The sequence below is a fragment of the Mesorhizobium sp. M7A.F.Ca.CA.004.06.1.1 genome (assembly GCF_003999135.1).
Taxonomy (GTDB): Bacteria; Pseudomonadota; Alphaproteobacteria; order Rhizobiales; family Rhizobiaceae; genus Mesorhizobium.
This window is the reverse complement of record NZ_RZPQ01000041.1, coordinates 1-17,179: the sequence shown is the minus strand read 5'-3', so window position 1 is coordinate 17,179 and position 17,179 is coordinate 1. Positions and strand designations below refer to the sequence as shown.

Annotated in this window: 14 protein-coding genes and 2 pseudogenes; 12 read left to right on the top strand and 4 right to left on the bottom strand. The window is 63.5% G+C overall.

Annotated features, from left to right (window positions below; all coding sequences use genetic code 11):
- From EN906_RS05040 to EN906_RS05030, 3 genes and pseudogenes are all read left to right on the top strand, one after another.
- Nucleotides 1-506 (top strand): annotated as a pseudogene (locus EN906_RS05040) (ABC transporter substrate-binding protein); the annotation flags it as partial.
- A 100-nt stretch (nt 507-606) separates the two neighbouring features.
- Nucleotides 607-1,374: an ABC transporter permease gene (locus tag EN906_RS05035; RefSeq protein WP_127384037.1), complete on the top strand. Its 768-nt coding sequence runs from the start codon at nt 607-609 to the stop codon at nt 1,372-1,374.
- Between the two features lie 10 nt (nt 1,375-1,384).
- Nucleotides 1,385-2,167, top strand: a complete 783-nt coding sequence (locus EN906_RS05030; RefSeq protein WP_127269920.1) for an ABC transporter ATP-binding protein — start codon at nt 1,385-1,387, stop codon at nt 2,165-2,167.
- Nucleotides 2,168-2,186: 19 nt separating this feature from the next.
- Here the strand turns inward: EN906_RS05030 and EN906_RS05025 are convergent, their stop codons facing one another.
- The 4 genes from EN906_RS05025 to EN906_RS05005 all read right to left on the bottom strand — a co-directional run bounded on the left by EN906_RS05025 (nt 2,187) and on the right by EN906_RS05005 (nt 8,820).
- Complete coding sequence (locus EN906_RS05025) at nt 2,187-4,079, bottom strand: ABC transporter ATP-binding protein (protein WP_127375085.1); 1,893 nt, start codon at nt 4,077-4,079, stop codon at nt 2,187-2,189.
- Nucleotides 4,079-5,941, bottom strand: coding sequence for an ABC transporter ATP-binding protein (locus EN906_RS05020; RefSeq protein WP_127270175.1), 1,863 nt, complete (start codon nt 5,939-5,941; stop codon nt 4,079-4,081). Before EN906_RS05020 ends, EN906_RS05025 begins: the two co-directional genes overlap by 1 nt.
- Before the next feature lie 391 nt (nt 5,942-6,332).
- Nucleotides 6,333-6,755, bottom strand: coding sequence for a hypothetical protein (locus tag EN906_RS05010; protein ID WP_127270176.1), 423 nt, complete (start codon nt 6,753-6,755; stop codon nt 6,333-6,335).
- Between the two features lie 256 nt (nt 6,756-7,011).
- A complete protein-coding gene (locus tag EN906_RS05005) occupies nt 7,012-8,820 on the bottom strand; it encodes an ABC transporter ATP-binding protein (protein WP_127271032.1) in 1,809 nt (602 codons plus the stop codon).
- A 190-nt stretch (nt 8,821-9,010) separates the two neighbouring features.
- On the opposite strand from EN906_RS05005, the gene EN906_RS05000 reads away from it, so the two are divergent.
- The 9 genes and pseudogenes from EN906_RS05000 to EN906_RS04960 form a co-directional block, all read left to right on the top strand.
- Nucleotides 9,011-10,369, top strand: a complete 1,359-nt coding sequence (locus EN906_RS05000; protein WP_127269473.1) for an LLM class flavin-dependent oxidoreductase — start codon at nt 9,011-9,013, stop codon at nt 10,367-10,369.
- A gap of 21 nt (nt 10,370-10,390) precedes the next feature.
- Complete coding sequence (locus EN906_RS04995) at nt 10,391-11,167, top strand: DUF427 domain-containing protein (protein ID WP_127269474.1); 777 nt, start codon at nt 10,391-10,393, stop codon at nt 11,165-11,167.
- Between the two features lie 32 nt (nt 11,168-11,199).
- Nucleotides 11,200-12,837, top strand: a complete 1,638-nt coding sequence (locus tag EN906_RS04990; RefSeq protein ID WP_127271029.1) for an ABC transporter substrate-binding protein — start codon at nt 11,200-11,202, stop codon at nt 12,835-12,837.
- A 7-nt stretch (nt 12,838-12,844) separates the two neighbouring features.
- Complete coding sequence (locus EN906_RS04985; protein WP_127269148.1) at nt 12,845-13,804, top strand: ABC transporter permease; 960 nt, start codon at nt 12,845-12,847, stop codon at nt 13,802-13,804.
- Nucleotides 13,801-14,688: an ABC transporter permease gene (locus tag EN906_RS04980; protein WP_127269149.1), complete on the top strand. Its 888-nt coding sequence runs from the start codon at nt 13,801-13,803 to the stop codon at nt 14,686-14,688. The genes EN906_RS04985 and EN906_RS04980 overlap by 4 nt, the downstream gene beginning before the upstream one ends.
- A gap of 70 nt (nt 14,689-14,758) precedes the next feature.
- Nucleotides 14,759-15,781 carry an LLM class flavin-dependent oxidoreductase gene (locus tag EN906_RS04975; protein WP_164748804.1) on the top strand — a complete coding sequence of 341 codons (1,023 nt, stop codon included), beginning with the start codon at nt 14,759-14,761 and terminating at the stop codon, nt 15,779-15,781.
- A 42-nt stretch (nt 15,782-15,823) separates the two neighbouring features.
- Nucleotides 15,824-16,471, top strand: coding sequence for a ThuA domain-containing protein (locus EN906_RS04970; protein WP_127269151.1), 648 nt, complete (start codon nt 15,824-15,826; stop codon nt 16,469-16,471).
- 59 nt (nt 16,472-16,530) lie between these two features.
- Nucleotides 16,531-16,875, top strand: a complete 345-nt coding sequence (locus EN906_RS04965) for a hypothetical protein (protein ID WP_127269152.1) — start codon at nt 16,531-16,533, stop codon at nt 16,873-16,875.
- Nucleotides 16,876-16,968: 93 nt separating this feature from the next.
- Nucleotides 16,969-17,179: pseudogene (locus EN906_RS04960) on the top strand (hypothetical protein); the annotation flags it as partial.

Here is a 17,179-nt window from a genome sequence, read left to right as displayed (position 1 = left end):
ATGTCAAGCCGGTTCCGATGCCGGCGTCCGACGCCGGCAGCGCCTTGATCGCCGGCCAGGTGCCGGTCGCGGTGACCTATGAACCGTACCTCACCGTCGCCATGGCGCAGAACAAGGACCTCAAGCTGCTGTTCACCGCCGGCGAGGATCCCGGCCTGATCAGCGACGTGCTGGTGGTGCGTGACGAGGTGATCAAGTCGCGGCCCGGCCAGGTGCTGGCCATGATCAAGAGCTGGGACGCGGCGCTCAAGGACTACAATGCCGACACGCCCGGTGGACGCGCCATCATCGCCAAGGCCGTCGGTTCGGACGTCAAGGACCTCAACACCGCCTTTGACGGCGTACGCTACTACTCACTCGCCGAAAACAAGACGGCGCTGACAGGCGACTTCACCACCAAGACCTTCGCCGATGTCGAAGCCGCCGCCAAGAACGCCAAGCTGCTGCAGGCCGATGTGACGCCGGAGCAGATGATCGACCCGGCCTTCGTCAAGGCAGCGGAATGACGAAGGCCGGATCGCGGTGGTGACACAGATGCCCCGGGAGCGACCGGCGGCAGGACCGGTCACGAAACCGGCGAGGCGCCGCCGATCCTCCGGGATCGGCGTGCCCATCGCCAGGTCGCGCTTCCTGATCATCGCGGTGGCCGTGTTCGTCGGGCTCGGCCTTGCCTGGTGGGCGGCGACCGGACTGGGGTTGGTAAAGCCGATCTTCCTGCCGTCGCCGGGCAGCGTAGCTATGCAGATCGCCAAGCTCGCCGCCGACGGCACGTTGTGGCTGGACCTCAAAGCCTCGATGTATCGTATCTCCATCGGCTTCCTCATCGCCTCGGCCCTGTCGATACCGATCGGCGTGCTGATCGGCAGTTTCCGGTCCTGGGAAGCGGCCATCGAGCCGCTGGTGGATTTCATCCGCTACATGCCGGTCGTCGCTTTCGTGCCGCTCTCCATCCTGTGGGCGGGCACCGGAGATTCGCAGAAATTCCTGATCATCTTCATCGGCACCTTCTTCCAGCAGGTGCTGATGATCATGGACAATGTGAAACGGGTTCCAGCCGATTTCATTGGCCTTGGGCGTACACTCGGCTTGCCGGATCGCAAGATCCTGACGCGCATCGTCGTTCCCAGCGCCTTGCCGGGCATCTGGGATACGCTGCGCATCAGCCTGGGCTGGGCATGGACCTGGCTGGTGCTGGCCGAACTTGTCGCCGCGACTTCGGGGCTCGGCTATCGCATCACCGTGTCGCAGCGCTATTTCCAGACAAACACGATCATCGGCTACATCCTGCTGCTCGGCCTGCTCGGCCTCATCACCGACCAGGTGATGAAGGCGCTGGAAAAGGTGCTGTTCAAGCAAGAGGGCCGCTCGCAATGAGGTCCAGCCGATGAGCCCCCCCAAACTGCGGATCGCCGGTCTCCACAAGAGCTTCGGCACCGGCGAGCGGCGCACGGAAGTGCTGCGCGACATCAATCTCGATCTTGCCGACAACGAGTTTGTCTCCCTGGTCGGCACGTCGGGCTGCGGCAAGAGCACGCTGCTGTCGATCGTGGCCGGACTGCAGGACTTCGACGCCGGCGATCTCAGCATCGATGGCGCGCCGATCCTGCAGCCGGGTCTCGACCGTGGCGTCGTCTTCCAGTCCTACACGCTGCTTCCCTGGCTGACGGCGCGGCAGAACATCGAATTTGCCCTCAAGGCCGCCGGTTACGATCGCCCGACCTGCCGCAGGATCGCGCTGGAGCATCTCGAACTCGTCAAGCTGTCCGACAGCGCCGACCGCTATCCGGCCGAACTCTCGGGCGGCATGAAACAGCGCGTCGCCATTGCGCGCGCGCTTTCCTACCGGCCCAAGATGCTGTTGATGGACGAGCCATTCGGCGCGCTCGATGCCTTGACCCGGCATCAGATGCAGGAACTGCTGACCCAGATCTGGGAGGAACACAGGTTGACCGTCCTGTTTGTCACTCATGATGTGGAGGAGGCCGTCTATCTGTCGGACCGCATCGTCGTCATGGGGATCGGCCCGGGACGCATCACGCAGACCTTCAACGTCGATATCGAGCGCCCGCGCCGCGAAGAGGTGATGGAAAGCCCTGCATTCATGGATCTGCAGCGCGGCGTGCACAAGGCCATCCGCGAGGGTTCAAAACGCCCCGAAATGGCGTAGGCGCCTGTGGTAGGCCCAATCACGTCGCCTTGCCGACCGCCGCATCCAACTCCAGCTCGCCTTCCGAAATGTCGTCGAACGAGGCGTAGTTCATGTTGTAGAGGCGGGCGTAGAGGCCTTTTCGGCCCATCAATTGGGCGTGGTTGCCGCTTTCGACGATCTCGCCGTTCTGCAGCACGATGATGCGGTCGGCGCCGCGGATGGTGGCAAGACGGTGGGCGATGACCAGCCCGGTGCGGCCTTCCAGCAGGGTGATCAGCGCCTTCTGGATCAGCATCTCGGTGTAGGAATCGATGCTGGCCGTGGCTTCGTCGAGCACCAGGATCTTGGCGTCGGCCACCAGTGCACGCGCAAAGCTGATCAGCTGGCGCTGGCCGAGCGAGAGATTGCCGCCGCGCTGCTCGAGTTCGGTATCGTAGCCATCGGGCAGGTTCTCGATGAAATCGTGCGCGCCGACGGCTTGTGCGGCGCGCACCACCTCCTCGCGGCTGGCTGATGTCTTGTGGTAGCGGATGTTTTCCAGCACCGAGCCGGAGAACAGGAACGGCTCCTGCAGCACCATCGCCACCTGATCGCCGAGCGAATCCTGGGTCAGGTCACGCACATCATGGCCGCCGACCAGAACCTCGCCCGACCAGACATCGTAAAAGCGGTGCACCAGCGCCATAGAGCTGGACTTGCCCGATCCGGTAGGGCCGACAAGGGCCACGGTCTCGCCCGGATTGACGCGAAAGGAGATGTTCTTCAGCACCGGCTGGTTCGGCCTATAGCCGAAGGTGACGTTCCTGAACTCGACCGAGCCGTCCATGTCGCGCGACAGCGTCACCGCGCCTTGCCTGTCGCTGACGTCGACCGGCACGTCGAGCACTTCGGAGATGCGCTGGCCCGAAGCCATGGCGCGCTGCATGACGCTGTATTGCATGGTCAGCGAGCGGATCGGGTCGAAGAAGCGCTGGATGTAGAACAGGAACGCCACCATGACGCCGATGTCGAGGCTGTGCGACAGCACCATCGAACCGCCGACGACGATGACGGTCGCCATGGCGATGCCGGTCAGCGTGTCGACGATCGGCACCATCACCTGCGCGTATTTCGCCGAGGTCAGATGGGCATTGAGATTGGCCAGCACCTTCTCGTCATAGAGGTCGAAATTGACGTGCTGGCGCTCCAGGCTCTGCACCGTGCGCACGCCATGGATGCCTTCGGCCAGCGCGCCATTGGCGATCGAGTTGGTTTCGTGCGCGGCCATGAAGGCGACCTTGGCGCGCGGCAGCCAGAACAGGCGCACGATGAACAGCACCGGCATGGTCGACAGCGTCAGCAGGCCGAGCCGGAAATCCAGCCACAAAAGCACGCTGACGATGCCGAACAGCAGCACGATGTCGCCCACCGACATGACCGACGTTTCGAGGAATTCCTGCATCGAATTGACGTCGCCCTGCAGGCGCGACATCAGCCGCCCGACCTCGGTCTTGTCCATGAAGCTCAACGAGACCCGCTGCAGATGGCTGAACATGGCCCGGCGCAGGTCGGAGAGCACGTTCTCGGCCACTTTGCCGACGACGCTTTCCTGCACATAGGAGGCGGCATAGTTGATCAGGATGATGACGGCGAAAGTGATGATCGCTGCGATCATCACCGGCTGGTCGAGCCTGCCCGCCGTCATGCCGTGGTCGATGGCGTAGCGGATGACCAGCGGGATCGCCAATTGCGTCAGCGTGAACACCAGCACTGCGGCGACCGAGATGAAGATCCGGCTCTGATACGGTCTCACGAAGCTCCAGATGCGCCTGACGATGCGCGGGTCGTAGGCCTTGCCGAAGACTTCTTCCTCGTCGCGATGCGAGCCCACGACAGCCCTTGTCGGCCGGCGGCTGGTATCTTCCTTGTCGTCGTCGGCCTGTGTCGACATCATGCGGCTCCCGCCACGACAGGCCGCTCATCGTCCGGCCGCAGCTGCAAATCGTAGAGCGCGCGATAGCGGCCACCGAGCGCCAGCAGTTCCTCGTGCGTGCCGCGCTCGACGATCCGGCCACCCTCGACGAACAGGATCTGGTCGGCATGCATCAGCGAGCTCAGCCGGTGCGAGATGATGAGCGTGACGCGGTCCCTGGCGAAGCGCTTCATCGCCGCCCGGATGCGCTGTTCGGTACCGGCATCTATTGCCGCGGTCGAATCGTCGAAGACCAGCACCGATGGCCGCAGCATCAGGCTCCGCGCAATGGTCAGGCGCTGCCGCTGGCCACCGGAAAGCGACGCGCCGCGCTCGCCGACAACCGTGGTGTAACCGGCCGGGAGGCCCATGATGTAATTGTGCAGCTGGGCGTACTCGGCTGCCTGCCCGATGCGGGTCTCGCGCGCCCAGGGATTGCCATAGGCGATGTTGTTCTCGATCGAGGTGGTGAACAGGAACGCGTCCTGCTGCACGACGCCGACGGCCTTGCGCAGCGATTTCAGCGTCACCTCACGAATGTCCTGGCCGTCGATGGTGATCGAACCCGAAGTGACGTCGTAGAAACGCGGGATCAGATGCGCGATGGTCGACTTGCCGCTGCCCGGTGGGCCGACAATGCCGATGGTCTCGCCGGACCGGGCCTCGAAGGAGATGCCGGACAGCGTCGGCCGGCCGCCTGCGCCCTCATAGCGAAAGCCGACATTGTCGAAGCGCAGCACGCCGTCGCTGACGACGAGATCCCTGGCGCCGGGCGCGTCCTCGATGTCGAGCTCGGCGTCGAGCAGTTCGAACAGCCGGGTGCCGCAGGTCGAGGCGCGCGCGAAGGAGTTGACCATCAGCCCGAGCTGGCGCACCGGCATCTGCAAGATGGTCATGAAGGTGAGGAACTGCGCCAGCGTGCCGACGCTGATCTGGCCTGCGATCACCTTCTGGCCGCCGAACCACAGGACCAGCCCCATGGCGGCCAGGAACGAGAAATTCATGGCGCTGGTGTTGGCGACGCGGATGTCGACGCGCTGATTGGCGAGGTCCAGTGCATCGCGCTTGGCGCGATCGAATTTTTCCAGCTCATGCCGCTGCGCTGCGAAAGCGCGCACGACACGGATACCGCCGAGGTTCTCATCCATCACCCGGCTCAGCACCGAGAGGCGCTCCTGCAACGTCAGCCAGGTGCTGCGCAGTTTGAGCTGGGTGACCGAGGACCGCCAGGCGACGAACGGCACGAAGCTCAGACTGAGCAACCCGAGCACGGGATCGGTGCTGACCAGGAGATAGGCGCCGACGCCGATCAGCACGCCGAGCAGCACCACGCGCAAAATGCCGGTGGAAAAGAACATGCGCACGCCGTCGAGATCGAGCAGGCCGAGCGTGATGAGATCGCCGGTGTGGACCCTGTCGTGGTAGGCGAAGCTCAGGCGCTGGATCTTCTCGTAGAAAGCCAGGCGCAGTTCATAGCCGGTGCGGTGGCCGACGGCCTCGCCATAGTAGTTCTGCGCCATTGTGAAGAGGCCGCGCAGGATCGAGACGACGAGCAGCGTCAGCGCCGTATTCCACAGCGCCTGTTCCGCGGCAGCGCCGGCACCCGCGGCCATCACACCTTGCGCCTGGTCGATGGCGCGGCCCAGCAGGCGGGGAATGAAAAGCTGCAAGGTCGCGGCAATAAAGGTCGAGACGATGGTGATGGCGACCTGCCAGGGATGGCGCAGCGTCATGCGCACGATGCGGAGCAAGGTGCTGAGGCCCTTGCCCCAGGAGGCTTCCGCCACATGGGCAAACGATTTGCCGCGCTCCGGCGCGCCGCCGATTGCTTGCGTGTTCAAGGGAAATGTCCAAACCAATCCGGAGGGTAGTCCGGACTAATAAAGCAGACTCAATTCAGATGGCGCGATGTTACGCGTGTCCGACTTGGCCGTTCAAGAGCCAATTCCGGTATCGCACTGTGCCTGAACGGAAAGCGAGCATGCGACTGCGATCCGGCTGGCACCAGCGACGGAATCTTCTTGCTGAAGGGCGTTGGCGGGACGAGGCCAGCATCCGGCTGTACGCGAGCGACGGCCGGACGGCGTGCGATCTTCCATCCGGCCGGAATCCGGTCTGCTAGAGCCGGATGATTTCAGGTCGAATCGAGCTGAAATCTGAATCCGTCTCTAAATCAAAGAGATAGAGTATGATGTCGTCCGAAAACCGCTTCACACTTTTCGGCATCATGCTCTAGGCAGGTATCAGGACGGCGATACGATGGACGCCGACCTCCTTGCTTGTATTCGTCGCCTCGTCGGTCTTGCCCTTGGCGCAGGTGTACATGTCGCCTTCCTTGAGCTTGAATTCCTTGTCGGCTTTCTTGATCGTGAATGCGCCTGAAGTAATGGTGCAGACCATGTCATTGTCCATCACCATCTGAGGCGCGTGTGCGCCGGGCTGGAACACCACGTCGACGACTGCGATGCTCTTGTAGGCGGGAATGTCGGAGTCGCCGGTGCTGACCTCAACCACCCTGACACCGGGCGCAATCTCCTTGCCTTCCTTCGGGCCATATTTCTTGACCTTCGCGGACGCCGCCAGGGTGAACAGAGGCGTTATCGCGGCAGCCGTCACACCGAGAGCAATTGCAGACCTGCGATTTATGGTTTTCATTGCATCCTCCCACATGTTCGTCACGAACGAATGTGCATGACCACAATATATTAGCATGAACGAATATATTTGTATGCGAGGAAACACCCAGGCCCAGCGCGGGCACCAGGAACTCCGGGCTTCCAGTGTCGGCAAATCAGCACGCTATGACAATGTTGCACCGCCTCGCCAGCCGTCGGAGAGGTTCCATGCATCGGACGACCTGCCTGCCGCTGAAACCGAGTTGCTGCGGACCTTCGGACTGCTGTTGAGCCGCTCAAAAACCCTGGCCGTGCCGCCAGCAGGCGATCCGGTGGCCAGCCGCAACCTCCATGGCTGATGGTTCTGCCTTTCTGCAGCCGGGCAGGACCAGGGGGCAGCGATCGGCGAAGGCGCATCCGGTGTTCGGGACACCGGTGGCCTCGATCTCGGCTGGAGCGGATAGTTTCGGCTCGGCCTCATCGGAAGAAGCGGCCAGCAGCAGGGCCGTATAGGGGTGGTTGGGGCCTTTGAAAATCTGGTCGGATGAACCGGTTTCGACCAGGCGTCCGCGATAGAGCACGCCGATCCTGTCGGCCATGTAGCGCACCACGCTGAGGTCGTGGCTGATGAACAGATAGGTCGTGTCCTTGTCGCGCTGCAGGTCGTTGAGCAGGTTGAGAACGGTCGCCTGGACGGAGACGTCGAGTGCCGAGGTCGGTTCATCGAGCACGACGACCTTCGGCACGCCGGCGAAGGCGCGCGCGATCGCCGCCCGTTGCCGCTGGCCGCCGGACAGCGAGCGCGACTTCTGCTCGGCCGTGGCGCCGGCGAGGCGAACCGAGGCCAGCAGGTCGCCGACGCGGGCTCTCACCTCGCTGCGGCGCAGGCCGGCGAGCCGGCGCAGCGGACGGCCGAGGATGCGACCGATCCGCTGGCGCGGGTTGAGCGTGCGATCCGGCGACTGGAAGACCATCTGCACGTCGCGGCGTTCGGCAAGGTTTCTCTTCTCGACGCGCGGCGCGACCGTCCTGCCGAACAGCTCGACCGATCCGGCATTGGGCATCTGCAGGCCGGTGACGATGCGTGCCAGGGTCGACTTGCCCGAACCGGACTCGCCTATCAGCCCGAAGGTTTCGCCCTGGCCGATGTCGAGATCGATGCCGTGCAGCACTGGCTGGCTGCCGAAGGCATGACTGATGCCTTTGCAGGCGATCGCGACCCGGCGTTCTTTTGGCAAGCCGGCGTCTTCGCCTTGGGCTATGGGGTGCGCTGGCACGCCGTCCGTCTCCGCCAGTCTTCCGTCCCGCTTGGTGTAGTTGAGCGCCGGGATCGAGGCGATGAGCGCCTTGGTGTAGGCGTGAGAGGGGTTGTCGAAGACATCGCCCGCAACGCCGCTTTCGACCACGGTTCCCGCCTGCATCACCGCCACCCGGTCGCAGGAGCGGCGGATCATGTTGATGTCGTGGCTGATCAGCAGGATGCTGGTTTTGTGATCCTTGCGCAGGTCGGAGAGGATGGCGATGATCTCGGACTGGACGCTGGCGTCGAGCGCCGTCGTCGGCTCATCCAGCACCAGCAGCGACGGGTCGAGCGCAATCGCGATGGCGATGTTGGCGCGCTGCTGCATGCCGCCGGAGAGTTCGTGCGGATAGAGATCCAGCACACGCTCCGGATGGCTGACGCGGACCCGGCCGAGCAGTTCGGCCGCACGCTCGCGCGCCTCGTCGAGGCGAACCGGGCGGTGCCGCATGATCGTCTCGGTGATCTGCCGGCCGATCGTCATGCTTGGATTGAGCGCCGCGCCCGGATGCTGGTAGACGGCCGCGATTTGATTTCCCCTGAGCCGGCGGAGCTGCTCGGCGGAAAGGTCGCGGATTTCGCGGCCCTGGAATTCAAGCGCTGAGGCCGCGATACGGGCGTTCTTCGGCAGATAACGCAGGATGGCGAGCGCCACAGAGCTTTTGCCCGATCCTGACTCGCCGACCAAGCCGAGCGCTTCGCCTTCGCGGATGTGCAGCGACACGCCGCTGACGGCGGGATGCGATCCCTTGCGCCCGTCATAGGCGACGGACAGCTGGTCTACGTTCAGAACTGAGGAGGACATGGGGACTTGAAACCACTTTCTTCCAGCGCCGCCATCGAGGGCAATAGCTTCCGCTTTCGGAGTGCATTATCTCTATAAAATTACTCGGATTAAGCCGGAGCGCAATCTACCTTTCTCGCATCAGCAGAGATTGTCGCGGCTTAGGCAAGCAGCGCGACGGTCTCCGGAGCAGATCTGGAAGGAGGCCGTCATGGCTCGAGACCACATGATCCTCAGCGCATTCTTCTTCAACCCGCAGGGCGATCATCGGATGTCCTGGCGCCATCCCAGGGCGCCGGGGCGGGAGGTGCTGGACTTCGAATTCTACCGCGATCTCGTGCAGGCGGCCGAGCGCGCCAGGATTGACACCATCTTCGTCGCCGACCACGTTTCGATTTGGGATTCGGTCAAGAGCGGCGTCGCCCACTACGCCAATGCCCGCCTCGAACCGCTGACGCTGCTCTCGGCGCTGGCGGGCGTGACCAAGCATATCGGCCTGATCACCACGGCATCGAGTTCCTACAGCGAGCCCTACAATGTGGCGCGCATGTTCGCCTCGCTCGACCACATCAGCAAGGGCAGGGCGTCGTGGAACGTCGTCACCTCGGCGATGGACGAGGAGGCGCGCAATTTCGGCCGCGACGGCAATATCGAACATGCGTTCCGCTACGAGCGTGCGGCCGAATTCCTCGATATCGTCAAAGCGCTGTGGGACAGCTGGGAAGACGAGGCGCTGCTGATCGACAAGGCGTCGGGCTATTTCGCCGACCCCGACAAGGTCCATCCCATCGATCACAAGGGCAAGCACTTCAAAGTCCGCGGCCCGCTCAACGTCTCGCGGCCGCCGCAGGGCCATCCGCTGATCGTCCAGGCGGGCTCCTCGGAGGACGGCAAGAACTTCGCCACCGCCCAGGCCGATGCGCACTTCGCCATCTACAGCACCAAGGAAGATGGCATCAAATACCGTCAGGATATCAACGAGCGGCTGGCCCGCCACGGCAGGCGGCCGGAGAGCTTCAAGATCCTGCCCGGCATCCTGCCTGTTGTCGCCGCCTCCGAAGCAGAAGGCCGGGAAAAGCAGGAATACCTGCAGACCTTGCTGCCGGATCAGGTCGGCATCGACCTTCTGTCCAGCTGGAGCGGGTTGGACCTGTCGCTGTTCCCGCCGGACGGGCCATTGCCGCCGCTGCCGGACGAGAGCACGTTCAACGGCGGACGCACGTCGCTCAACCGGGTCAGGCAATGGGCGAAGCAGAATCTCAGCCTGCGCGAGATCGCCCGCAAACTCGCCAACAGCGGTTCGGTGCCGACCGTCGCCGGCACGCCGGTACAGATCGCCGACCAGTTGCAGGACTGGTTCGTTTCCGGTGCCGCCGACGGCTTCAACTTGATGTTCCCGCTGCTGCCCGAGGACTGGGTGAATTTCGCCGAACAGGTGGTTCCGGAGCTGCAGCGGCGCGGCGTGTTCCCGACCGAATACGCGCCGGGAACGCTGCGCGACCGCTTCGGCCTGGCGCGGCCAGCCAATCGCTTCGCCGAACAACGCGACAATGCGCGCGCGGTGTCCTGACGTCAGGCCGGGAGAACGATCATGACCGTTGCACCAAGATTGCAGCCGCGCGAAGCCACCGCGCCGCAGCTCGTCAATGTCCTGCACAGCCCCAAGCGCGTGCGCGTCAAGTTCGGCGGCCGCACCATCGCCGACAGCCGCAACGTGCTCGTGCTGCGCTCCAACCATTTCCTGCCGATCTATTTCTTCCCGCCGTCAGCGGTCGACCCGTCGGTGCTGAGACCCTCACCGCATCGCGAACCGCACCCGGTCGGTGGCGAAACCGCCTATTGGGATATCGACAGCGGTGACAGGCGCAGCGCCAACGCGGCCTGGGCGTTCGTGTCGCCACCGGATGAAAACCTGGCGCCTCTGGCCGGCCGCATCGCCTTCACCTGGAAAGCCGTCGACCAATGGTTCGAGGAGGAAGAGGAAGTCTTCGTCCACGCCCGCGATCCCTACGCACGCATCGATGTGCTGCAGAGCTCCAGCCATGTGCAGGTCTGGTTCGACGGCGAGCCGATCGCCGACAGCCACCGCCCGGTTCTGCTGTTCGAGACGCATCTGCCAACGCGTTTCTATCTGCCGGCGGAAGACATCCGGCTGGAGCGGCTGACGGCGTCCGTCACAACGACGCGATGTCCTTACAAGGGCATCGCCTCCTATTGGTCCGGCCTGCTGAGCGACGGCTCGGTGCGCCCTGACATCGCCTGGAGCTACCGGGATCCCATAGAGGAAATGCCCAAGATCAAGGGCCTCATCGCGTTCTATCCGCAGGCCGTCGACCGCATCCATCTCGACGGCGAACCCGTCGCATAGCTTTCAATCTTCATTTCAAGGCAGGGTTTAACATGACCAAACTCAGAGATATCGACGCAGTTCGCAATCTGTCGGGGGACATCTGGAATGTCGCCGTCGACGAATATCAGGGCGGCTTTCTCAAGCGCCGCGATCTCCTGAAATACGCCGCACTGCTCGGCCTGACCGGCTTTGCCGCTTCCCAAGGGCTTGGAGGCGCGCGCGCCGCGACTGCTGCCGGCGGCACGGTTCGCGTCGGGCTCGGCCAGCCGACCAAGGCGATCGATCCGGTTTCGGTCACCGATCCGGCCAGCATCGGGGTGATCAGCCAGGTCGGCGAGTATCTGATCCTCGACGATCCGAAGGATGGTCTGCAGCCGAAGCTGGCTCTGTCCTGGGAAGCAAACGAGACGGCCAGTCGTTGGACCTTCAAATTGCGGCCAGGGGTGAAATTCCACGATGGCCGCGCGGTCACCGCTAGGGATGTTGTGGCGAGCTTCGAGCGGCTGGTCGATCGGGCCAGCGGCTCGTCGGCGCTGTCCGCCTACAAGGGCATCCTGTCCAAGGGCGGCGCCAAGCTGGTCGACGACGAAACCGTCGCCTTCGATCTCGACGGCCCAAACAGCAACTTCCCCTTCTATGTCTCCTCAGACGTCTACAATGCCGTCATCCTGCCGGCCGACTATGCCGGCGATTTCGAGAAGAGTTTCAACGGCACCGGTCCGTTCAAGCTCGAATCCTTCCGTCCCAAGCAAGGCGCCAGCTTCGTTCGCAATGAAGACTACTGGGGCGACAAGGCGCTGCCCGACCGGGTCGAGATCAAGTTTTTCGACGACGAGCAGGCGCAGGTGCTGGCGCTGCAGGCCGGCCAGCTCGACGTCATCCCGAGCACGACGCGCCTGGAGCTGGCGATCGAGGGCAATCCCAATTTCAAGCTGCTGAGCGTGCAGGCAAGCTCGCATGACCAGGTGCATCTCAGAACCGACCAGGCGCCGTTCACCGACAAGCGCATCCGCCGCGCGCTGGCGCTCACCATCGACCGCGAGGCGGTGGTCAAGGGCCTGCTCAAGGGCCGCGCCATCGTCGGCAACGACACCCCGTTCGCGCCGATCTTCCCTTCCGCCGATCCGTCGGTGCCACAGCGCAAGCAGGACATTGCGGAAGCCAAGCGCCTGCTTGGTGAGGCGGGTGTGCCGAACGGCTTCGAGGTGACGCTGACCACCGAACGCGCCTATGACATTCCCGACTATGCGGTGATCATCCAGAACTTCGCCAGGAAGGCCGGCATCGACGTCAAGCTCAACGTCCTGCCGCAGGACGCCTATTACGGCTCGGCGACCTTCGGTAGCTCGCCCTGGCTGGATTCGGTGCTCGGCATCACCGACTACGGCCATCGCGGCACGCCCGACATCTTCCTCAACGCCACGCTGAAGAGTTCGGGAGCCTGGAACGCGGCGCATTTCAACAACCCGGCCTATGATGCGCTGCTGCTCGACTACTCGAAGGCGCGTGATCTGCAGGCACAGCGCCTCGTTGCCGGCAAGATCCAGACCTTGCTGCTCGACGAGACGCCGGCGATCATCAGCTACTTCTCGCAATACAGCCGGATCGTCAGCTCGAAGGTCGAGGGCGTCCGCTTCACCGCGATCTCGCATCTGCTGCTCGATCGCGTTTCCTTCGTCCAGGCATGATCGCGACATGCTGACCGGTCGCATTCTGTCAGCGCGTCTGGGCACACTTGTCCTCACGCTGTGGCTGGTCAGCATCCTGGTGTTCTTCGCCGGGCAGGTCCTGCCCGGCGATGTCGGCCGTGTGATGCTCGGGCCTTTTGCCGATGCGCAGGCGGTGGCGGAACTGAACAAGCGGCTGGGCGCCGATCAGCCGGTTCTCGTCCAGTACTGGCTCTGGTTCAGCAAGGCCGTCACCGGTGACTTCGGCACCTCGCTGTCGATGCGCGGGCCGGTGGCGCCCTTCGTGCTGGAAAGCCTCAAGCGCTCCGCCGCCCTTGCCGGCATTATTCTGATTTTTCTCATTCCGCTGGGCGTTGGTGCCGGCGTCGTTGCCGGTCTCAATGCGGGCCGCTTGATCGACCGGCTGATCGTGATGGCAGGCGTCTCCTTCGGCATTGTGCCTGATTTCGTTTCTGGCCTGATGCTGCTCATCGTTTTCGGCCTGTGGCTGAACTGGTTCCCGATCTCCGGTGTTGCGCCCGATGGCGCGGGCTTCTGGACGCATGGCTATTATCTGATCCTGCCGGCGCTGCCGCTGGTGCTGAACCTTGCCGGCTACATCGCCCGGATGACGCGGGCAGGGGTGATCGAGGCAATGGCCGCCGATTATACGCGCACCGCCGTCCTGAAAGGGCTCGAGCGGCGCGAGATCATCTTTCGGCACGTGCTGCGCAACGCGCTGACGCCGACCATCGCGGTGCTGGCGACGCAGACCGGCTACATGCTTGGCGGGCTGGTGGTGATCGAGGCGCTGTTCGGCATCCAGGGGCTTGGCAATCTGGTTCTGAATGCGGCCAAGGCACGCGATTTCCCGATGCTCGAGGCCGGCGTGCTGGTGATGGCGGCAATCTTCGTGCTGTCGGCGGCGGCCGGCGACCTCGTACTGGCGCTGCTCGATCCGCGGCAACGCCGCCGGACCTCGCCATGACAGATCTGGCGGAGTTTCCCGCACCACCGCGCTCCGTGGCCGGCTTTCCGGCAGTGCGCCGGATCCGCAGTGCTTTCGCCGGATTGCCGCCGTCGGTCGTGGTCGGATCGCTGCTGCTTCTGTTCTGGGTCGTGTGCGCCATAGCAGGCAACCTCTTCGTTCCCTACGATCCCTATGCCGAGGATTTCCTGGCGATGCTGACGCCGCCCGACGCGCTGCACTGGTTCGGGACCGATCAGCTCGGCCGCGACGTGCTGTCCCGCATAGTCGTCGGATCGCGCGACATCCTGCTGGTTGCGCCGCTGGCGACGCTGGCCGGTGTCGCCGCCGGCAGCATCATCGGGTTGGTGCTCGGCTATTTCGACGGCCTGGTCGATGCCATCGGCGCGCGGCTGCTCGATACGCTGATGGCGTTTCCGTTCATCGTTCTCGTCACCATGACGCTGGTGGCCATCGGCCCGTCCAATGTAACGGTCATCCTGGTGATCGGCATCGCCTACGCGCCGCTGGTGGCGCGCACCGTCCGCGCCGCCGTGCGCGAGCAGAAGGAGCGCGACTATGTCAGCGCTGCGCGGCTTGGCGGCGAGGGCCCGCTCGCCATCATGTTTCTGGAGATACTGCCCAACATCAGGGAAACGATCTTGATCGAGCTGGTCACAAGGCTGGGCTACGCGTTCTTTTCGATCGCGACGCTGAGCTTTCTCGGCCTCGGCATCCAGCCGCCATCGGCCGACTGGGGACTGGCTGTCGCCGACGGCTATGGCTTCCTGACCGGCGGCAAATGGTGGGTCGTCGTCTTCAATTCCGCGGCAATCGTCTCACTGGTCATGGCGACCAACCTGATCGCGCAAGGCATCGGCGCGTTTGAAAATAGCGATGCATGAGCCTGGATTGGGCGCGTCGAAAAATCTCTTTTGCATTGAAGCCTGACGCGCATCCTTATATCGCATGGCTATGAAGAAAATCGGTTTCCTGTCGTTCGGGCACTGGACGCCCTCGTCGCAATCGCAAGTGCGCTCGGCATCGGACGCGCTTTTGCAATCCATCGAGCTGGCGATCGCCGCCGAGCAACTGGGGGCGGATGGGGCCTATTTCCGCGTGCATCATTTCGCCCGCCAGCTCGCTTCGCCGTTCCCGCTGCTGGCGGCAGTCGGAGCCAAGACCAGCCGCATCGAGATCGGCACCGCCGTCATCGACATGCGCTACGAGAACCCGCTCTACATGGCCGAGGACGCCGGTGCTGCCGACATCATCGCCGGCGGCCGCCTGCAGCTCGGCATCAGCCGCGGCTCGCCCGAGCAGGTGATCGATGGCTGGCGCCATTTCGGCTATGCGCCGCCGGAAGGCCAGAGCGACGCCGACATGGCGCGGCATCATGCCGAGGTCTTCCTCGAGACGCTGCGGGGCGAGGGGTTCGCCCAGCCCAATCCACGTCCAATGTTCCCCAATCCGCCCGGCCTCTTGCGCCTCGAGCCGCATTCGGAGGGTTTACGCGAGCGGATCTGGTGGGGTGCTGCCACCAACGCCACGTCGGAATGGGCGGCCAAGCTCGGCATGAACCTGCAGAGCTCGACGCTCAAATTCGACGAGAGCGGCAAGCCGTTCCACATCCAGCAGGCCGAGCAGATCCGCATCTACCGCGAAGCCTGGAAAGCGGCCGGTCACAAGCGCGAGCCGCGCGTCTCGGTCAGCCGCAGCATCTTCGCGCTGGTCGACGATCGCGACCGTGCCTATTTCGGCCGCGGCAATGAGGGCCGCGACCAGATCGGCTTCATCGAGGAGAACACCAAGGCGATCTTCGGGCGCAGCTATGCGGCCGAGCCGGATGTGCTGATCAAGGAATTGGCGCAGGACGAGGCAATCGCCGAGGCCGACACGCTGCTGCTCACCGTTCCGAACCAGCTCGGCGTCGACTACAATGCGCATGTCATCGAGGCGATCCTGACCCATGTCGCGCCGGCGCTGGGCTGGCGCTGACGCCAGATAGATCGAAGCGGAGTGCTCCAAGGGAGGGACACCATGCCAAAGAAGGCCTTGATCGCTTGGGGCGGCTGGGAGGGCCACACGCCGGAGCAGAGCGCGAAGGTCGTTCGCACCTTGCTTGAGCGAAACGGCTTCGACGTCACGCTGGGTGAGGGCACGGCGATGTTCGCTGATCCGGAGCTTGCTTCCTTCGATCTCATCGTGCCCGTCATCACGATGTCGACGATCGAAAAGGCCGAGCTGCAGAACCTGATGCATGCGGTTCGCGGGGGGAGCGGACTCGGCGGCTTCCACGGCACGATGGGCGACAGTTTCCGCAATGAGCCCGACTATCAGTTCATGACCGGCGGCCAATGGGTGGCGCATCCCGGCAACATCATCGACTATACTGTCGCGATCACCAGGCCGGACGAGCCGATCACATCGGGCATCAGCGATTTCGCCTACCGGTCGGAGCAGTATTACATGCATGTCGACCCGAGCAACGAAGTGCTGGCGACCACCACCTTCACCGACGCGCATTTTCCTGGGATAGGCGGCGTCGTCATGCCGGTCGTCTGGAAACGGCGCTATGGGGCGGGGAAGGTTTTCTACAGTTCCCTTGGTCACACTGCGGATGAGTTCGCGGTGCCGGAAATGGCGCTGATGGTGGAGCGGGGTTTGCTTTGGGCGGCTCGGGGGTAGCAGCAGGCGAAGTTCGTGAAAATCTGGTGGAATTCACAGGACATCTACGGAGATATCCAGTGAACGATTTCAGTTGGTCCGCTTCCGAAAAGAAGCTCGCCCGCCACGCCTTCGATAAGGCTCTTGAGGCGGCCCTCGCAAAGACGATGGCCGAATTCAAGAGCAAGGCCAGTGCGGTGACGGTTCCCTCCCAGATGTGGGAGCTGGAAGCCTATTTGCGTGAACAGCGGCGGGATATCGATCGGACGTTCGACTACCGCTATTCGCAGCTCCTTTATGTCTTCGCTCATCTCATCCGAGCAGGCTACCTCGATGAAAAGCTGCTTGCCGGTCTGGCGCAAGACAAATTGGACGCCATTCGGCGGGACCTTGCCTTTGCGGCGGGACGCCCGGCCAGCGGATGACGACGGGAGGGAGTGCGGCCGTCCCAATCCCTGCCATGCTGGAAAAGCGGCCGTTGTCGTACTACCATCCCGTCACATGGCGAGGGGGATGAGATGGACCATCAGCGTACTGTTTTTCTGATCGGCGCAGGTTCCGTTGGTGACGACGAGCAAGCTGTGTTCACGCTGCACGTGAACGGCGCTGCCTGCAATTTGAAATGCAGTTATCGGGACAAGGTGATCGAGGCAGAAGAGGAAGACTTTTTCGAGGCTCTGTTCCAAATCCGTCAGGCACTCGAAGTCGATGGCCTGCTACCCTTCTGTT

Coding starts and splice junctions, on each gene's coding strand:
- EN906_RS05030 (WP_127269920.1), top strand. CDS start 1,385: ATGAGCCCCCCCAAACTGCGGATCGCCGGTCTCCACAAGAGCTTCGGC.
- EN906_RS05025 (WP_127375085.1), bottom strand. CDS start 4,079: ATGTCGACACAGGCCGACGACGACAAGGAAGATACCAGCCGCCGGCCG.
- EN906_RS05010 (WP_127270176.1), bottom strand. CDS start 6,755: ATGAAAACCATAAATCGCAGGTCTGCAATTGCTCTCGGTGTGACGGCT.
- EN906_RS05005 (WP_127271032.1), bottom strand. CDS start 8,820: ATGTCCTCCTCAGTTCTGAACGTAGACCAGCTGTCCGTCGCCTATGAC.
- EN906_RS05000 (WP_127269473.1), top strand. CDS start 9,011: ATGGCTCGAGACCACATGATCCTCAGCGCATTCTTCTTCAACCCGCAG.
- EN906_RS04995 (WP_127269474.1), top strand. CDS start 10,391: ATGACCGTTGCACCAAGATTGCAGCCGCGCGAAGCCACCGCGCCGCAG.
- EN906_RS04990 (WP_127271029.1), top strand. CDS start 11,200: ATGACCAAACTCAGAGATATCGACGCAGTTCGCAATCTGTCGGGGGAC.
- EN906_RS04985 (WP_127269148.1), top strand. CDS start 12,845: ATGCTGACCGGTCGCATTCTGTCAGCGCGTCTGGGCACACTTGTCCTC.
- EN906_RS04980 (WP_127269149.1), top strand. CDS start 13,801: ATGACAGATCTGGCGGAGTTTCCCGCACCACCGCGCTCCGTGGCCGGC.
- EN906_RS04975 (WP_164748804.1), top strand. CDS start 14,759: ATGAAGAAAATCGGTTTCCTGTCGTTCGGGCACTGGACGCCCTCGTCG.
- EN906_RS04970 (WP_127269151.1), top strand. CDS start 15,824: ATGCCAAAGAAGGCCTTGATCGCTTGGGGCGGCTGGGAGGGCCACACG.